General features: G+C 61.4%; 16 protein-coding genes. 9 read left to right on the top strand and 7 right to left on the bottom strand.

Translation table 11 applies throughout. The features are described 5' to 3' along the window. Positions 1–11: 11 nt before the first annotated feature. The gene (locus tag HX824_RS20920; RefSeq protein ID WP_177055021.1) at positions 12–977 is read right to left on the bottom strand and encodes an oxidoreductase; all 966 of its coding nucleotides are present in this window, start codon (positions 975–977) and stop codon (positions 12–14) included. A 79-nt stretch (positions 978–1056) separates the two neighbouring features. On the opposite strand from HX824_RS20920, the gene HX824_RS20915 reads away from it, so the two are divergent. Then, positions 1057–2019 carry an AraC family transcriptional regulator gene (locus HX824_RS20915; protein ID WP_256347040.1) on the top strand — a complete coding sequence of 321 codons (963 nt, stop codon included), beginning with the start codon at positions 1057–1059 and terminating at the stop codon, positions 2017–2019. On the opposite strand, the gene HX824_RS20910 is transcribed toward HX824_RS20915, so the two are convergent. Genes HX824_RS20910 through HX824_RS20900 form a run of 3 tightly spaced genes read right to left on the bottom strand, consistent with a single transcriptional unit; the run spans position 1983 to position 3390 of the window. After that, positions 1983–2429: an NUDIX hydrolase gene (locus tag HX824_RS20910; protein ID WP_087695149.1), complete on the bottom strand. Its 447-nt coding sequence runs from the start codon at positions 2427–2429 to the stop codon at positions 1983–1985. The two genes, HX824_RS20915 and HX824_RS20910, sit on opposite strands and share 37 nt — an antisense overlap. A gap of 28 nt (positions 2430–2457) precedes the next feature. After that, entirely contained in the window at positions 2458–2841 is a 384-nt protein-coding gene (locus tag HX824_RS20905) for a cytochrome c family protein (RefSeq protein WP_003210355.1), read from the bottom strand. Between the two features lie 27 nt (positions 2842–2868). Further along, positions 2869–3390 carry a GNAT family N-acetyltransferase gene (locus HX824_RS20900; protein ID WP_177055020.1) on the bottom strand — a complete coding sequence of 174 codons (522 nt, stop codon included), beginning with the start codon at positions 3388–3390 and terminating at the stop codon, positions 2869–2871. Between the two features lie 124 nt (positions 3391–3514). Here HX824_RS20900 and HX824_RS20895 point away from each other — a divergent pair, with 124 nt between their 5' ends. The 4 genes from HX824_RS20895 (at position 3515) to HX824_RS20880 (ending at position 7695) form a co-directional block, all read left to right on the top strand. Further along, entirely contained in the window at positions 3515–4234 is a 720-nt protein-coding gene (locus tag HX824_RS20895) for an SDR family oxidoreductase (protein WP_003210358.1), read from the top strand. A gap of 142 nt (positions 4235–4376) precedes the next feature. Next, complete coding sequence (locus tag HX824_RS20890; protein WP_003210361.1) at positions 4377–4754, top strand: response regulator; 378 nt, start codon at positions 4377–4379, stop codon at positions 4752–4754. Positions 4755–4855: 101 nt separating this feature from the next. Beyond that, positions 4856–5470 carry a biliverdin-producing heme oxygenase gene (locus tag HX824_RS20885; RefSeq protein WP_177055019.1) on the top strand — a complete coding sequence of 205 codons (615 nt, stop codon included), beginning with the start codon at positions 4856–4858 and terminating at the stop codon, positions 5468–5470. Then, positions 5467–7695 carry an ATP-binding protein gene (locus HX824_RS20880; RefSeq protein ID WP_102605925.1) on the top strand — a complete coding sequence of 743 codons (2229 nt, stop codon included), beginning with the start codon at positions 5467–5469 and terminating at the stop codon, positions 7693–7695. The genes HX824_RS20885 and HX824_RS20880 overlap by 4 nt, the downstream gene beginning before the upstream one ends. A gap of 356 nt (positions 7696–8051) precedes the next feature. Here the strand turns inward: HX824_RS20880 and HX824_RS20875 are convergent, their stop codons facing one another. Then, the gene (locus HX824_RS20875; RefSeq protein ID WP_177055018.1) at positions 8052–9371 is read right to left on the bottom strand and encodes an ATP-binding protein; all 1320 of its coding nucleotides are present in this window, start codon (positions 9369–9371) and stop codon (positions 8052–8054) included. Next, entirely contained in the window at positions 9368–10078 is a 711-nt protein-coding gene (locus tag HX824_RS20870) for a response regulator (protein ID WP_023659139.1), read from the bottom strand. Before HX824_RS20870 ends, HX824_RS20875 begins: the two co-directional genes overlap by 4 nt. 164 nt (positions 10079–10242) lie before the next feature. Between HX824_RS20870 and HX824_RS20865 the strand changes: the two genes are divergently transcribed. The 4 genes from HX824_RS20865 (at position 10243) to HX824_RS20850 (ending at position 14474) form a co-directional block, all read left to right on the top strand. Next, positions 10243–11031, top strand: a complete 789-nt coding sequence (locus tag HX824_RS20865; protein ID WP_003210369.1) for a VacJ family lipoprotein — start codon at positions 10243–10245, stop codon at positions 11029–11031. After that, a complete protein-coding gene (locus HX824_RS20860; RefSeq protein ID WP_003210371.1) occupies positions 11021–11266 on the top strand; it encodes a hypothetical protein in 246 nt (81 codons plus the stop codon). Before HX824_RS20865 ends, HX824_RS20860 begins: the two co-directional genes overlap by 11 nt. A 137-nt stretch (positions 11267–11403) precedes the next feature. After that, a complete protein-coding gene (locus tag HX824_RS20855; RefSeq protein ID WP_134325789.1) occupies positions 11404–13323 on the top strand; it encodes an alkaline phosphatase D family protein in 1920 nt (639 codons plus the stop codon). 137 nt (positions 13324–13460) lie between these two features. Then, the gene (locus tag HX824_RS20850; RefSeq protein WP_023659140.1) at positions 13461–14474 is read left to right on the top strand and encodes a diguanylate cyclase; all 1014 of its coding nucleotides are present in this window, start codon (positions 13461–13463) and stop codon (positions 14472–14474) included. 4 nt (positions 14475–14478) lie between these two features. Here HX824_RS20850 and HX824_RS20845 read toward each other — a convergent pair whose 3' ends face one another. Continuing rightward, positions 14479–15507, bottom strand: coding sequence for an amino acid ABC transporter substrate-binding protein (locus HX824_RS20845; RefSeq protein WP_008438485.1), 1029 nt, complete (start codon positions 15505–15507; stop codon positions 14479–14481). Positions 15508–15566 lie beyond the last annotated feature (59 nt).

Below are 15566 nucleotides of genomic sequence, written 5' to 3'. Positions count from 1 at the left end.
CACACTGCGGCCTATCGCCCTGCGACAAGCTGCTCGCTAAGTATCCACAGCCGCTGCGCCAACCCGGTATCCACCGCCCACGGCCTGACACCCAACTGCTCTTCCGATTCCGCACTCACTGCCGCCGCCACATCACAGTTCTCGCAATAGACCCCGCCCATTCCCGCCAACTGCCCACTCACCGCGCACCACACACTGGTGGCCGCGCCTTGCTCCGGGGTTTTCATGTTCCGCTCAGGGTCGATCACCGGTTTCCCGTGCTCGTCGACATAGCCTGATGCCTGCAAGACTTCAGGCTTCATGTGCCGCACCAGATCGGTAATGATTCCACCGGGATGCACCGCAAAAGCCCTTACCCCACTCGCCGCACCGAGCGTATCCAGATGCACGGCAAACAGCGCATTGGCAGTCTTGGACTGACCGTAGGCCCTCCATGGATCGTAGGCCTGGCGCTCGAAATTCCAGTCGTCAAAGTCGACGGCGCCGTGCACATGCCCCCGTGAGGACAGCGTCACCACCCGTGCACCTTCGGCGCGCTGCAAGGCCGGCCACAGGCGCTGGGTAAGCAGGAAATGCCCGAGATGGTTGGTCGCAAACTGAGATTCGTAGCCCTGGGCATTGCGGCTCAGCGGCGGCGCCATGATGCCCGCGTTATTGATCAGCAGGTGCAGCGGGCAGCCTGTCGCCAGAAAGCGCTCGGCAAACTGTTCGATGGACTGGGCGTCCATCAAGTCCAGGGGTTCAAGTTGCTGCTGTGGGTAAGGTTTGAGTGCGGCGCGTGCCTTGGCCAGGTCACGGGCCGGGACGATCACGCGGGCGCCCGCGGCAGCCAGGGTACGGGCGGTGACCAGGCCAATGCCGGAGTAGCCGCCCGTGACAATCGCCACCTTGCCCGAGAGATCGACGCCCCGGATGACTTCGGCGGCGGTGGTTGCTGCTCCATAGCCGCTGTGGATCGGTTTTTGTACTGTGGGCATGACAGAGTCTCCATTGTACGTGTGGTTAACACGCTACCCCTCGAAAGCCGTACTCTGAATACTCGAACATCCCGTTTACATGCGTAAAAGTACGAATATGCCCAGCGACCCGTTTTCCGAGATTCTCACGTTCGTGAATGCCCAATCGGTGATGACCGGCGGCTTCAGCGCGGGCGGCGCCTGGGCCCTGCGTTTTCCCGCGCCGGACAAGATCAAGTTTTTCGGGGTGGTGAAGGGGCAGTGCTGGTTGTGGATGGATGGCGAACTGGCGCCGGTGTTGATTGAGGCGGGCGATGTGTTCCTGCTGTGTGCGCAACGCTCGTTTGTGCTTGCAGGCGATGTGTCGGTCGCGCCTTTGGAAGCGCGGCAATTATTCGCTGACGCCGGCCGCTTCCCGCAAATCGGTGACGGCCAGGGCTGTGTGCAAATCGGCGGCTACGTGCAACTGGACCCGGAGAGTGGCGGCCTGCTGGCCAACGCGCTGCCGCCCCTGATCCACGTGCGAGCCACGTCGCCGCAAGCGACAATCGTGCAATGGCTACTCGGCCAGTTGGCACATGAGGGGCAAGCCAATTTGCTCGGGGCAAGCTTGGCGTCGGCGCAACTGGCGCAGTTGATGTTTATCCAGATCCTGCGGGCCTATGTCGAGACCTCGGGCGTATTACCCGAAGGCTGGCTGCGCACGGTCAGCGACAAGCGCCTGGCCCCCGCGCTGCGCTTGATACACAGCGAGCCGGGGCGTGCCTGGACACTGGAAGACCTGGCTACGGCGGCTGCGATGTCGCGCACCACCTTTTCGCACTACTTCAAGAGCGTTGCCGGGGTACCACCGTTGGCGTACCTGACCGAGTGGCGCATGCGCCTTGCGCAACGAGCGTTGCGCGAGGGGAATCTGTCAGTGGGCGTGTTAGCGCAGTCGTTGGGGTACGGTTCTGAAAGTGCGTTCAGCAACGCCTTCAAGCGAGTGACAGGAAAGGCCCCGAGGCATTATCGGGACGCGTGCCGTCAATCCAGTAGCGCGGCGCCCTTGAGCAGCGCGTAAAGCCCTTCCGGTACCAGTGGCGACTGCGCGGTGAAGCTTGAGCTGCCCTTCCAACTCACCTTGAACGCAAAACCGTTGCTTTCAGCACCGTCAAGATACGGCTGCTCGTATAGGCTCTGATCCGCAAATTGACCATCGTAGACCTGGACGATCTCGTGTCCGGGGTGGCCGTCGTAGGTAAAGATGCTTTCAAGCGTGCCGAGCAGGCGCAGGCTGTGAATCGGCTGCGCCAGTTCCTCCTGGACTTCTCGCACGATGGCCTCGGCGCTGTGTTCACCGAATTCGATGCCACCACCGATGGGGCGAAAGACTGTCTGCTGTTTCACCGCATCCTGGAATTCGTGAACCAGAATTCGACCGTTGCGGTGAAAAATGCAAAGGGCAAGTGCCCGGATACGCGGTGCGACCATGCTGAAATCCTTGTCTTGGAGTCGGTGCTTATTGCGCCTGGAACGTGGCGAGGTACGCCAGCAAGTTGTCGATCTTCTCCTGATCACTGATCCCCCAGAAAATCATCCGAGTGCCGCTCACCACCTTTTTCGGCGCCTCGATATAGGCGGCCAGCTTGTCCCGCGTCCAGACCACGCCTGAATTTTTCATCGCATCTGAATACTGATAGTCAGTGGTGGTGCCAGCCGGTCGACCAATGATGCCGTTGAGTTGCGGCCCGAAACCGCCCCGTGCATTTTCGCCGACGCTATGGCAACCGCCACAGGTTTTGCTGAATAACTTTCCACCGGCTTCGGCGTCTCCCGCCGCCGCTGCCGGCAGGCTGACGAGACCGGCAATCAGGGCGAGGCTGAATAATACGACGTACTTCATGGGTAACTTTCCATCCGTTGTGCCGGTTCAGCTGGGGACTTGCCATGACATGGCACAGCGACTGCCCGGCGCAAAACCGTGACGATACTCCTCGCGCAGAGCCTCTGCCAAACGATGATCCGGCGCCAGCGAGCGCTCTGGCTGAAATCCCAGCCGCTGGTAGAACGGGGCATTCCAGGGCACATCGCGAAACGTGGTGAGGGTGACGGCCCGCAACAGGCGCAAACTTGCCTCATTCATCACGGCCTCAAGCAATTGCCGCCCTGCGCCACGGCCCTGCATGACCTGCGCCACCGACAGTTCATGGATGTGCAGGTCGTCATCAAACATCTGTGCACTGAGAAAACCCTGGACCTGGCCAGCAGTATCCACCGCCACCCAACACGTACCCAACGCGATCAACTGCAGATGACGTTCAACACTCATGACCTCGGCATCGGCCAGCCAGCTCAAGGATTCGATCGCACGAAAGGACTGGGCCGCACTGCGCTCTATTGCAGGTAAACACACTGCGTCGGGTGCGGCGGCAAGTCGGATAACAGTCAGCATGAGGCAACCCGGGATCGTTGAAACACCTGAGATTAACATCTGGAAACAGCCACTCAATTGATATCACCCCACCACTCTGCTTGCATGCCCGCTCCTCTCGGCACAGCGGTTCAGGAGACAAGCGATGAAAACCATGGTGGTCGGTGCAAGCAAAGGATTGGGCAGGGCCTTGATGGAAGGGCTGGGCGGGGTTGGGGATACGCTGATCGGGGTGTCCCGCAGTCGCCCTGATCCCTTGATGTGCAGCACTGGCGCCGAGGTGCGCTGGGTGGAAGCAGACCTTGGCATGCCTGGCCAAGCGGCGCACGTCATCGAGCAGGCGGTGGCGGCAGGCGGGCTGGACACACTGATCTATAACCTGGGCATCTGGGAGGCGCGGGCGTTTGATCCGGCGTACAGCTTTCTCACCGACGAGGACACGCAACTGGAAGCCATCGTCAGTTGCAACATCACCGCACCGCTGTTGTTGATCAAGCGGCTGCTGCCGGTGTTATTGAAGAGCCCACAGCCGCGCATCATCCTCACAGGCTCGACCTCGGGACTGCCCCAGAGCGGCCGGCCCGAAGTGGCGTTCGGCGCCTCGAAATTCGCCTTGCGCGGCATCGCCGATGCGCTGCGTGAAGGCTATCGCCAGCAGCGCCTGGGCGTCACTTGCCTGAACCTGGGCTATCTGAATACCGAAGATTCCTTGAGCACCTCACGCACCCAGGCCGAACAGCGCGGTGAGGGCCAATTGATTCCGGTGCATGACGTGGTGCAGGTGGTGCGTATGGTCTTGAGCCTGTCCGGCGCCAGTTTCGTCAAGGAGCTGACATTGCCGGCGCTGCTGGATGAACGCTTCTAGCAGGTTTCGCCAGTGGAGCGCCCTGCCCTGACGCAATTCAAAGACAACCAAATGACCACCCATCGCAAAAAAAACATCCAATCGAACCTAATCAACGGCGCCCCACTCCACCTTACTTAACCCGGATGGTGGAGTAAGGATCATGGCTCAGCCATCGATATTGGTGCTGGAAGACGACGAAATCATTCGCTCGTTGATGGTAGATGTACTGGAGGATTTCGGCGCGGTGGTGACCTCGTTCCCGTCCGCAGACGAAGGAATGATTTTTCTTGAACGGGCCAGTGATCCGGTAGACTTGATTGTCAGCGATATCCAGATGCCCGGCCTGCTCAATGGCTACGACTTGAGCAAAGTAGTCGCCCATCGCTGGCCGACGCTGCCGGTGGTGCTGACCTCGGGCAACACCGCAATGGCCTCGCAGTTGGGCAGCACCGTGCGGTTCCTGCCCAAGCCGTGGACCACCAAGCGCCTGATCGACTGCGTGCAGTCGGCCCTGGTGCAGGGTTCGCCCATGCACTGATAGCATCGCGATATCAGCCAAGGCGAACTTCACGGCGACTCCTGCGGTCAGTTATTAAGCAACCTTACATGGCCAGCAGGCCCCCAGTTCGAGTTTACTGAATGCATTCACAGGCCCATGACGTTGGTGCGCCCCCTGTACTTGAAGCCCTGCGCTCGGGTACCGCTTTACTGCACGTCGCCCTGGAAAAGCGCTTGCCGTTTTTCTCCCCGCAGCTCGATCACACTCGGTATAAACGCCTGCTCCAGGCCTATTACGGGTTCTACAACCCTCTGGAAACGACGCTGCACGACAGCGGCTTGATACCCGTGGGGTTTGATCAGGTGCTGCGTCGCAAAGCTCCCACCTTGCTGACGGATCTTCACGCCCTGGGCCTGGACGCCCGAGCCATCGCCGCCCTTCCCCATTGCCTGTCGCTACCGCTCCTCGACACGCCGGCCGCCTGCCTGGGCGCGCTGTATGTGTTGGAAGGCGCCACCCTGGGCGGGCAGATCCTGCGCCGGGAAATGGCCCAGCGCCTGGGACTGGATGCCGACAACGGCGGCGCGTTTCTCAACGTGTACGGCGCTGAAACCGGTCGGCGCTGGAAAGACTTTCTCGACTACCTGAGCCATGTGCCCCTCGATGCGCACGCCAAACTGCGCGCCGTGAACGCGGCCCGCTCGACATTCAGCTGCTTTGAGCAATGGCTCGACAGCCAGGAGGTACTGCTATGAAACCCGAAGATTTTGAAGAGTTGCTTGCCAACTGTGCAGACGAACCCATCCGCTTCCCGGGGGCCATCCAGCCCCACGGTGCGCTGCTGACCCTGTCCGAGCCGGACCTGCATATCGTGCAGGTGAGCGCCAACGTAGCCGAACTGTTCAACCACTCACCGGAATCCCTGCTGGGCCAGCCGCTGCACACATTGATCGGCATTGAACATGCCGAAGCCGTCCGGGCCATGGTCACGCAAAACAGCTTTTTCGACGCCGCACCGCTGCACATGACCCTCAACGGCGCCGAGTTCGAAGGCTTGCTGCACCGCCATCAGGATGTGCTGGTGCTGGAGTTCGAACCACGGCTCAAGGACTTCCAGCCGCGGGCACTCAATGGCCGGACCAGCAACCTGGGCAAGATGCTGCAACGCCTGCAGGCGGCGAAAACCCTGCAAGCCTTGTATGAAATCAGCGTCAACGAAATCCAGGCCATGACCGGCTACGACCGGGTGCTGATTTATCGTTTCGAAGAGGAAGGCCACGGCCAGGTGATCGCCGAAGCGTCCGCCCCGTCGATGGAATTGTTCAACGGCCTGTTCTTCCCGGCGTCTGACATCCCCGAACAAGCCCGGGAGCTGTACCGCACCAATTGGCTGCGGATCATCCCCAATGCCGATTACGAGGCAGTGCCGCTGGTGCCCAGGTTGCGCCCGGACACCGGCCAGCCCCTGGACCTGAGCTTCGCCACCCTGCGCAGCGTGTCGCCGATTCACTGCCAGTACATGAAAAACATGGGGGTGCTGTCGTCCATGAGCATCTCCCTGATGGCGGGCGACAAACTCTGGGGCCTGATCAGTTGCGGCAACCGCCAGCCGCTGCTGGTGCCCAATGATTTGCGCACCGCGTGCCAGACCATCGGCCAGGTGCTGTCGTTGCAGATCAGCGCCATGGAGGCCCTGGACCTAAGCCGCCAGCGCGAAGAAAAAGTCGAGGCCCTGGCCTTGCTCAGCCAGGCCATGCAGGCCTCGCCCGCAAACGTCTTCGATGGCTTGGCGCAGCGTCCGCAATTGCTGATGGACCTGACCCTCGCAGGCGGTGTGGCGATCATCGAAGACAAGCAACTGCACCGTTACGGCAATTGCCCGGAACCTGCGCAGATTCGCGCCCTGCACAAGTGGCTGCAAGAGACCGGGCAGCCGGTGTTTGCCAGCCATAACCTGGCCTCGGTTTACCCGCCGGCGGCTGAATACCAGCACGTAGCCAGTGGCGTGCTGGCCATGAGCTTGCCCAAGCCGGTGGACAACGGCGTGTTGTGGTTTCGTCCCGAAGTGAAGGAAAACATCAACTGGAGCGGCGACCCGAACAAACCCCTGGACCTGGAAAGCACCGACGCGGGCCTGCACCTTCGCCCACGCACCTCGTTTGAAATCTGGAAGGTGGAGATGGCCGGCATTTCCACCAAATGGAGCCACGGTGACCGCTTCGCCGCCAACGACCTGCGCCGCTCGGCCCTGGAAAATGACCTGGCCCGCCAGGTGCTGCGTGAACAACAGGCGGTGCGCGCCCGGGATGAACTGGTGGCGGTGGTTTCCCACGACCTGCGCAACCCGATGACGGTGATCTCGATGCTCTGCGGCATGATGCAAAAGGCCTTCAGTTCCGATGGCCCACACACCTCGCGACGGATTTCCTCGGCCATCGATACCATGCAACAAGCCGCCGGGCGCATGAATGTGCTGCTGGAAGATTTGCTCGACACCTCGAAGATCGAAGCCGGGCGCTACACCGTCAAGCCGGTGGCCCTGGACGTGAGCCAGATGTTCGAGGAGGCCTATTCACTGCTCGCGCCCCTGGCGATGGAAAAGGGCATCGACCTGTCCTTCAATGCCGAACCCGGGCTGCAAATACATGCCGACCCGGAACGGTTGTTCCAGGTGCTGTCGAACCTGATCGGCAACGCCATCAAGTTCACCCCGCGCCAGGGCAATATCGGCATCAGTGCGTTGAGCAATGGCGAAGAGATTGTGTTTTCGGTGCGTGACTCCGGCGAAGGGATCGCCCCTGATCAGTTGCCTCACGTGTTTGATCGCTACTGGACGCAAACCGAAAACAATCCCACCGGCAGCGGCCTGGGCTTGTACATCACCCAAGGCATCGTGCAGGCCCACGGCGGGCGGATCGAGGCTGAGAGTGAGTTGGGGCGAGGCAGCGAATTTCGGTTTACGGTGCCCAAGCCGGCTTGAAACGGCGCCTCATCGAGACGGCGAAGCATATGGAAACCCAAAGGCCCGGAACGCCGGACCGGGCCAGGGCCACTGATCAGGACGCACTCAAAGGGAGGTGAATGCGCACACTTCACGTCCTTTCTAATGAGAGCCAAAATCTATGTCCTTTCCAATCATTGGCAGCGCTTTCCATATCCAATCCTTCAATGGGCCCACTCATTCGCCTCAAGCCACTCAACCCGTCCAACCTGTTCAGCCGGCCCCCAAACCAAACGATGAGCCCTCGCGTAGCAGTTCCAACCAGCAAAGTTTTCAGTCGAACAGCAGTAATCTGAGCGGTTTGGGACCCAATTTGCTCTGACCGTTAAGCCTTCCTAAACCGGCAACACCACCACGGCGGCCAACCCGCCGCACGGGCGATTTTCCAGGGTCAGCGTTCCACCGTGTTCCAGGACGATCGCCCGTGCCGTGGAGAGTCCCAAACCGACACCCCCGGTACTTTTATTGCGTGAACCTTCCAGACGAAAGAACGGCAGAAACACCTGCTCATGCTGCTCCTGCGGGATGCCCGGGCCAAGGTCCAGCACCCGCACCGTCACCCTTCCCGGGCTCTGTTGCAGCTCAATCTCCGGCGCCAGCCCGTAGTGGATCGCATTGTCCATCAGGTTGGTCATCACTCGCTTGAGCCCCAGCGGACGACCGAAATACACCAGCCGTGGCGGGCCATTGAAGCCGATGTCGATGGACTGGTCGCGGTAGTCGTCAATCAGCGTTTGCAGCAACTCCGCAAGGTCCAGTTGGGTGGCCTGTTCCAGGCGCGCATCGTCGCGAAAGAATTCCAGCGCGGTGTTGATCATCGCCTGCATCTCGTCGACATCCCGGAACAGGCGGTGCTGCTGGTCGGCATCTTCGATGAATTCCCCCCGCAGGCGCAGGCGGGTCAGCGGCGCACGCAGGTCATGGGAAATCGCGGCGAGCATCTGGGTGCGGTCCTGGATGAAGTGCTGCAACTGCGCCTGCATGCCGTTGAACGCGAGAATCGCCTGGCGGATTTCCTGGGGGCCGACCGGCTCGATAGGCGGCGCACGAAAGTCGGCGCCGAAACGTCGCACACCCTGGGCGAAATATTGCAGCGGCCGGGCCAGGCGCCGGGTGGCGATCAGCGTGACCAGCGCGGTGGAAATCAGTACCAGCATCAGCACGATCAGGCTTCGCGGGCCTTCCGCCAGGCCCCAACTGCGCGACGGCGCGCTGAACATCAGCCAGGATTCATCCACCAACTGCACCACCAGCGCATAGCGCCCGCCGGGGCCAGGCCAGTCGGACGGTTCGTAGGCTTCCATTCGCCGCTCCGGCCCCTTGAGCAGCTGCTTGAACACCTGGTCGGAGTGAAACCCCGGGTCTTCCAGAACCGGCACATCAATGCCTGTGCGGGTGGCCGACCAACTCACCTTGAAGCTGTCATCGGCCACTGCCCGAGTCAGTTGGGCGCGCTGGGACGGCTCTGCCGCTTCGATCATCCGCACGATCACCGCGACCTTCTCCAACAGGCCGGTTTCACCCAACGGCGGCCTGGCCCAAACGCCAGCCAGTTGCACAAACAGCGCATTGAAGGCCAGCGCTGTGAGCATCGCAATCAGGATGGTCAGGGCAATCCAGCGGGCCACGGTGTCCCGAGGTTTGAAGCGGCTCATGAGCGGGTCACCGCGACGGTGAACTGGTAACCACCGTTGCGCACCGTACGAATCATCGCCGGGCGCTTGGTGTCGAACTCCAGCTTGCGTCGCAGGCGGCTGACCTGCACGTCGATGCTGCGGTCGAACGCGTCGTGGCTATGGCCCCGCGCCAGGTTCAGCAATTGCTCGCGAGTGAGCACGCGCTGCGGGTGTTCGACGAACACCAGCAGCAGGTCGAACTCCCCGGACGACAACGGGATCATCACCTGGTCCGGCGAGCGCAACTCACGGCGCGTCAGGTCCAGTTGCCAGCCGGCGAAACGAATCAGCGGGCGCGACACGTCGCCCAACGTCGGCCGGTTTTCACCCGCCCGACGCAGTACGGCGCGCACCCGGGCAAGTAATTCACGGGCATCGAAAGGTTTGCTCAGGTAATCATCGGCGCCCATTTCCAGGCCCACCACGCGATCACTCAGTTCGCCCATGGCGGTCAGCATGATCACCGGTGTTGCGTATTGCTGGCGCAGGCGCTGGCACAGCAACAGGCCGTTATCCCCCGGCAGCATCAGGTCGAGGATGATCAGGTCGGCAGGTGTACGCTCCATGGCCGCCCACAGCTCGGCGCCATTGGCGGCGGTCTCGACCGTGTAGCCATGTTGCAGGAAGAATTTCTTCAGCAGGGCGAGGACCTCGAGGTCATCGTCCACGATTAAAAGATGGCTCACCGATGGGCATCACTTGGTCTTGTCGATGCACCATCTAAAACCATTCGACGCGGCCCGTCATATATTTCAATCGTGCAATAAAGCGTCAACGGCGCAATAAAGCAGACATCTTTGCGCAAGCTGCGGCTGCCAGCATCGGCTTCCTTTTCCCGGAGACTGACCCCATGCGCTCGCTGACGTACCCCCAGCACCTGGCTCGCCAGGCGGTGTTGTTGCTGACTGTGTCTTACCTCACAGGCTGCGCGAGCCCGGCCAACGTAACGAGTACCACACGCTGCGCACAGGTTTCCTACCCGGTGTATGACCCCGCCGAACCAGTCAACCGGGGCGTGTTCGCCTTCAACCGCGCGGTGGATGACTACGCCCTGGCGCCTGTAGCCCGAGGCTACCGATACATGCCGGAGTTTTTCCAGCAGGGTGTGCATAACTTCGCCAGCAACTTCAGCGAACCCAAGGTCTTCATCAACGACCTGCTGCAAGGCAACCCACGGCGCTCGATCAACACCCTGGGACGTTTTGCGGTGAACACCACCGTGGGGATCGTCGGCTTGATTGATGTCTCGGACCCGCTGGGCATCCCTCGCCACACCGCCGACTTCGGCCAGACCTTTGGCGTGTGGGGGATTGGCAACGGGCCGATTGTCGAACTGCCGTTGCTGGGCACCGGCAACAGCCGCGATGCGGCGGGCAAGGTCCTGAACTTCCTGGTGGCGCCGCTGGGCGACAGCGATACCGTGCAAACCCTGGGCACCATCAGCCTGGTGGGTGGCACAGTGGACACGCGCGCCTCGTTGCTGCCGCTGACCGACAGCCTGCAAAAGCTGCCGGACTACTACAGTGCCTTGCGTAACGTGGTGGCCGAACACCGCGCGGCCTTTGTGCTGGAGGGCAAGCAGGGGGCGACGTCGCCTCAGGCCGATAATTGTGCACAGGGAGCCGGCGATGATTTCTGAATCAAGCTCACTGGTCCTGCAACGTCAGGTTCGTAAACGCGGGACCAGCGCCCTGCTCTGCCGGGAGACCCGCCTGAGCCTGTCGTCGGAGCAGGGCCGCCTGGTGCTGAGCCGCTATGTCGAACGGTACAGCCCGCAGGGTGTGCGCTGGGTCGAGCGCCAGCACAGTGTGGCCCTGGCCGAAGTGCTGCGCTGGATGATTGCCGAAGGCGAGACCTGCGCCACGCAGTCATGATTTGAGATGAAAGGTTTATAGCCCGGGCCAGTGGGCGCCGGGTAATTTGCGGCTCGCCCGGGTATCGCGCCTTAACAAAACGCTGACATTCAATGCGTTACCTTTTCGGCCCAACCTTGCCCAGAGCCGTTGCCTTGATGCCTCACCCCGACACACTTCCCGCTGTACTCGCCGGCCCGTTGCTGCGACGCCTGGAACCGCGGCGCCTGGTGATGTGGCTGGTGGGAAGTCGTCCCCTGGCATTGACCCTGAGGCTGCAAGTCGCCCAAGGCGCGGCGCTCGATATCGAGTTGGACGCCAGCCAATGCAAGGTGGTGCCCGTCGGGCGCCAGGCCTTTATCCACCTGATCGACGTACCGCTGGCGGAAGCCCTGCCCCAGGACGTGAGCATAGGCTACGACCTGCTGGTAAACCGTGCCGGTATCGCCGAATGGGCGCCGCACCTGCTCTACCCGGGCGCACAAGGCCCGCATTTCGTCCTGCACAGCCGCATCCACCAATTGGTCCACGGTTCCTGCCGCAAGCCCCATCACAGCGCAGCCGACGGTTTGCTGTGTGTCGACCGGCTGCTGGCCGCATCGAACACCCTGGAGGAACGCCCGGCCTTGTTGATGATGAGTGGCGACCAGGTCTACGCCGACGATGTCGCGGGGCCGATGCTGCGGGCCATTCATGCGCTGATCACGCGCCTCGGCCTGTTCGACGAACACCTCGACGGTGCCGTCGTCGACAACAGCGCCGCGCTTTATGAGCATGCCGCCAGCTACTACCATCGAGCCGACCTGTTGCCCGCCCTGAAGAGCAACGAGACCCTGCGCGAGCGTTTTTTTGGCGGGGTGAAGAAGCCTATTTTCACCAGCAGCAGCGCCGACAACCACCTGGTGACTTTTGCCGAAGTCATGGCGATGTACCTGCTGGCGTGGTCGCCCGTACCGTGGCAGCTGATCACACCGCAAGCGCCGCAACTGCGCGCCGAAGGGCACGTACGCTATGGGCACGAGCAAGTGCAGATCGACACGTTCCGTGGCGGCCTGGGTGGCGTGGCCAGGGTGTTCGCCCACCTCTCCTGCCTGATGATCTTCGACGATCACGACATCACCGACGACTGGAACCTCAGCGCCCAATGGGAAGAAACCGCCTACGGGCATCCGTTCTCCAAGCGCATCATCGGCAACGCACTGCTGGCCTACATGCTGTGCCAGGGCTGGGGCAATAACCCGGATGCGTTCGATACGGTGATCGGCAAAACCCTGGCGCTCACCACACAGGCCCACGACAACTACCTGCAGCCTGACGCTCAAGATGAGCTGGTGGATGACCTGCTGAAGTTCCAGCAATGGCATTACGTGCTGCCCACCACCCCCGCACTGGTAGTGCTCGACACCCGTACCCGGCGCTGGCGCAGCGAGTTCAACCTCAAGCAACCCTCCGGCCTGCTGGACTGGGAAGCACTGAGCGAACTGCAACAGGAGCTGCTGGATCACCCTTGCGCGATAATCGTTTCACCGGCGCCGATCTTCGGCGTCAAACTGATCGAAACCGTGCAGAAGGCCTTCAGCTGGTGCGGCTACCCGCTGCTGGTGGACGCGGAAAACTGGATGGCCCACCGCGGCGCAGCACAGGTGATCCTCAACATCTTTCGTCACTCCCGCACACCGGGCAACTACGTGATCCTCTCGGGAGACGTGCACTACTCGTTCGTCTATGAAGTGCTGATTCGCCACCGCAATGCCGGTCCAAAAATCTGGCAGATCACCAGCAGCGGCATCAAGAACGAATTCCCGCCGCGCTTGCTGGAATGGTTCGACCGTCTCAATCGATGGCTCTACTCACCGCGCTCACCGCTGAACTGGTTCACCCGTCGCCGACTCATGCAGGTAGTGCCGCATATTCCGGAACACGCTGAAGCGGGCGAACGGCTCTGGAATTCTGCCGGGATCGGGCAGGTGTTTTTTAACCGGCAGGGGCAGCCTGAGGCGATTTATCAGCACAATGCCAATGGGGCGCCCAGGACCAGGATGGCGGCGCCTGATCAGAAGCTGAACCCAAGCAAGTAGTGGCTTTTAGCCACACTCTCACTAGACCAAAGACCCCCTTCTAAGCGCCAAGGCGCCGTTGTACAGTACCGCCAGCCACGGAGTATCGGCATCAATTTTGGCTGGCCCCAGGAGCCAGTCCACGCAGGGAGTGCGCAATGGACGATACATCCGGCAGCGAACCGTCAAGGAAGGACTTTTGCGACCTTAACGCCGACATGCTGCATGCCATCATGGAGCTGGTCAGCGACGGGATCTGGGACTGGAACGCCAACACCGGGTTCGTCTACCGCAACCCCGGCTGGTACGAAATGCTCGGCTATGCCCATCACTCCCTGGAAAACAGCGTATTCACCTGGGAAAACGTGATTCATCCCGATGACTATCCCCAAGTGATGGTGCTGTTTGATAACTACATCAACCGCCGCACCACTCACTATCAAGCCGAATACCGCTGCCGCAAGAAAGACGGCTCCTACCTGTGGATCGAAGACCGCGGCTACGTGATCGCACGTAACGACGACGGCTCGGTGGCACGCATGGTCGGCGCCCACCGCAGTATCCAGGCGCGCAAACAGTCCATCGAACAGCTGGAGCGCCGCAATCAATCCCTTGAAGCCCTGGTGGCCGAGCGCACCCGCGAGCTGTCGCGGGTCAATCAACAACTGCAGTTGCAACTGGACGAGAATCGCTCCCTGGCCGAACGCGACGCCTTGACTCGCGTGGCCAATCGTTACCGCCTTGAACGCGTCCTGCTGGAAGAGTGCGCTCGCGCCCAACGGTTTCGCCTGCCGCTGTCGCTGATCGCCATGGACATTGACGACTTCAAGCCCATCAACGATCAGCACGGCCATGCCGTAGGCGATGAAACCCTGGTGCGCGTGGTGGAATGCCTGGAGGCCTGCATTCGCCACGGCGACTTGCTGGCCCGCTGGGGCGGCGATGAATTCATGGTCATCGTGCCCAAAAGCACGTTGGAGACCGCGCGGGAATTGGCCGAGCGGATGCGCTGTGCGCTCAAGGACTTGCCCGCCGTGGGCAGCTTCAAAGTGACGTTGAGCCTCGGCGTGGTAGAGCGACGCAACGATGAGTCACCCGCCTGCCTGATGGCCAGGGCCGATCAGGCGTTGTATCGCTCCAAGGCGGCGGGCAAGGACACGGTTTCTTCGTGAAACCTCAGCGAACCGGCGGCGCGTACTGGATCCCGCCGTTGCTCCACAGGGCATTAAGGCCGCGCTTGATCTTCAGCACGCTGCCCTGGCCGATGTTGCGCTCGAACACCTCGCTGTAGTTGCCCACTTGCTTGACGATCTGCACGACCCAGTCCTTGCGCAGTTTCAGGTCCTTGCCGTAGTCACCGTCTGCGCCGAGCAAACGGGCGACGTCCGGGTTCTTGCTGGACTTGGCTTGCTCTTCAACGTTCTGCGAAGTGATGCCCATTTCCTCGGCATTGAGCATGGCGAACAACGTCCATTTGACGATGCTGAACCACTCGTCGTCGCCCTTGCGCACCAGCGGGCCCAATGGCTCCTTGGAAATCACTTCCGGCAACACCACGAACTCATCCGGGTGAGCCATCTTGATCCGCTGGGCGTACAGCCCCGACTGGTCGGTAGTAAGCACGTCGCAGCGGCCCGCTTCGAGGCCCTTGGCACTTTCGTCAGCAGTGTCGAAGGTAATCGGCGTGTACTTCAGGCCGTTGGCGCGGAAGTAATCCGAGACGTTCAGCTCGGTGGTGGTGCCGGCCTGGATGCAGATGGTCGCGCCGTCCAGGTCCTTGGCGCTCTTCACACCGAGCTTGGTGTTCACCAGGAACCCGATGCCGTCGTAGTAGGTCACGCCGGTGAACACCATGCCCATGCCCGCGTCACGGGAACTGGTCCAGGTGGTGTTGCGGGAAATCAGGTCGATCTCGCCGGATTGCAACGCAGTGAAACGCTCCTTGGCGGTCAACTGGCTGAACTTCACTTTCGACGCGTCACCAAAGAGTGCTGCGGCGACGGCGTGGCACACGTCCACATCAATGCCGGTCATCTTGCCGTTGGCGTCCGGCACGCCAAAACCCGGTAACCCATCACTGACCCCACACTGGATAAAACCCTTCTTCTGGATCGCATCCAGGGTCGCCCCCGCGTGTGCGCTTGCGGCCAGCCCCAATAGTGCTGCGGCGGTGAATGCCGCCAACGTGGATTTCATGTGCTTCATGCAAGGCGCTCCCTGTCGGTCTTTATTATTCGGCGCCACAAACCCGCGCCGTTTATAGT

Source organism: Pseudomonas sp. D4002 (genome assembly GCF_013385665.1).
Lineage (GTDB): Bacteria > Pseudomonadota > Gammaproteobacteria > Pseudomonadales > Pseudomonadaceae > Aquipseudomonas.
The sequence above is the reverse complement of the archived record's forward strand: the minus strand, read 5'-3'. Positions and strand labels throughout refer to the sequence as shown.

Coding starts and splice junctions, on each gene's coding strand:
- HX824_RS20855 (WP_134325789.1), top strand. CDS start 11,404: ATGCCTCACCCCGACACACTTCCCGCTGTACTCGCCGGCCCGTTGCTG.
- HX824_RS20880 (WP_102605925.1), top strand. CDS start 5,467: ATGAAACCCGAAGATTTTGAAGAGTTGCTTGCCAACTGTGCAGACGAA.
- HX824_RS20920 (WP_177055021.1), bottom strand. CDS start 977: ATGCCCACAGTACAAAAACCGATCCACAGCGGCTATGGAGCAGCAACC.
- HX824_RS20885 (WP_177055019.1), top strand. CDS start 4,856: ATGCATTCACAGGCCCATGACGTTGGTGCGCCCCCTGTACTTGAAGCC.
- HX824_RS20900 (WP_177055020.1), bottom strand. CDS start 3,390: ATGCTGACTGTTATCCGACTTGCCGCCGCACCCGACGCAGTGTGTTTA.
- HX824_RS20850 (WP_023659140.1), top strand. CDS start 13,461: ATGGACGATACATCCGGCAGCGAACCGTCAAGGAAGGACTTTTGCGAC.
- HX824_RS20915 (WP_256347040.1), top strand. CDS start 1,057: ATGCGTAAAAGTACGAATATGCCCAGCGACCCGTTTTCCGAGATTCTC.
- HX824_RS20865 (WP_003210369.1), top strand. CDS start 10,243: ATGCGCTCGCTGACGTACCCCCAGCACCTGGCTCGCCAGGCGGTGTTG.
- HX824_RS20845 (WP_008438485.1), bottom strand. CDS start 15,507: ATGAAGCACATGAAATCCACGTTGGCGGCATTCACCGCCGCAGCACTA.
- HX824_RS20910 (WP_087695149.1), bottom strand. CDS start 2,429: ATGGTCGCACCGCGTATCCGGGCACTTGCCCTTTGCATTTTTCACCGC.
- HX824_RS20860 (WP_003210371.1), top strand. CDS start 11,021: ATGATTTCTGAATCAAGCTCACTGGTCCTGCAACGTCAGGTTCGTAAA.
- HX824_RS20890 (WP_003210361.1), top strand. CDS start 4,377: ATGGCTCAGCCATCGATATTGGTGCTGGAAGACGACGAAATCATTCGC.
- HX824_RS20895 (WP_003210358.1), top strand. CDS start 3,515: ATGAAAACCATGGTGGTCGGTGCAAGCAAAGGATTGGGCAGGGCCTTG.
- HX824_RS20905 (WP_003210355.1), bottom strand. CDS start 2,841: ATGAAGTACGTCGTATTATTCAGCCTCGCCCTGATTGCCGGTCTCGTC.
- HX824_RS20875 (WP_177055018.1), bottom strand. CDS start 9,371: ATGAGCCGCTTCAAACCTCGGGACACCGTGGCCCGCTGGATTGCCCTG.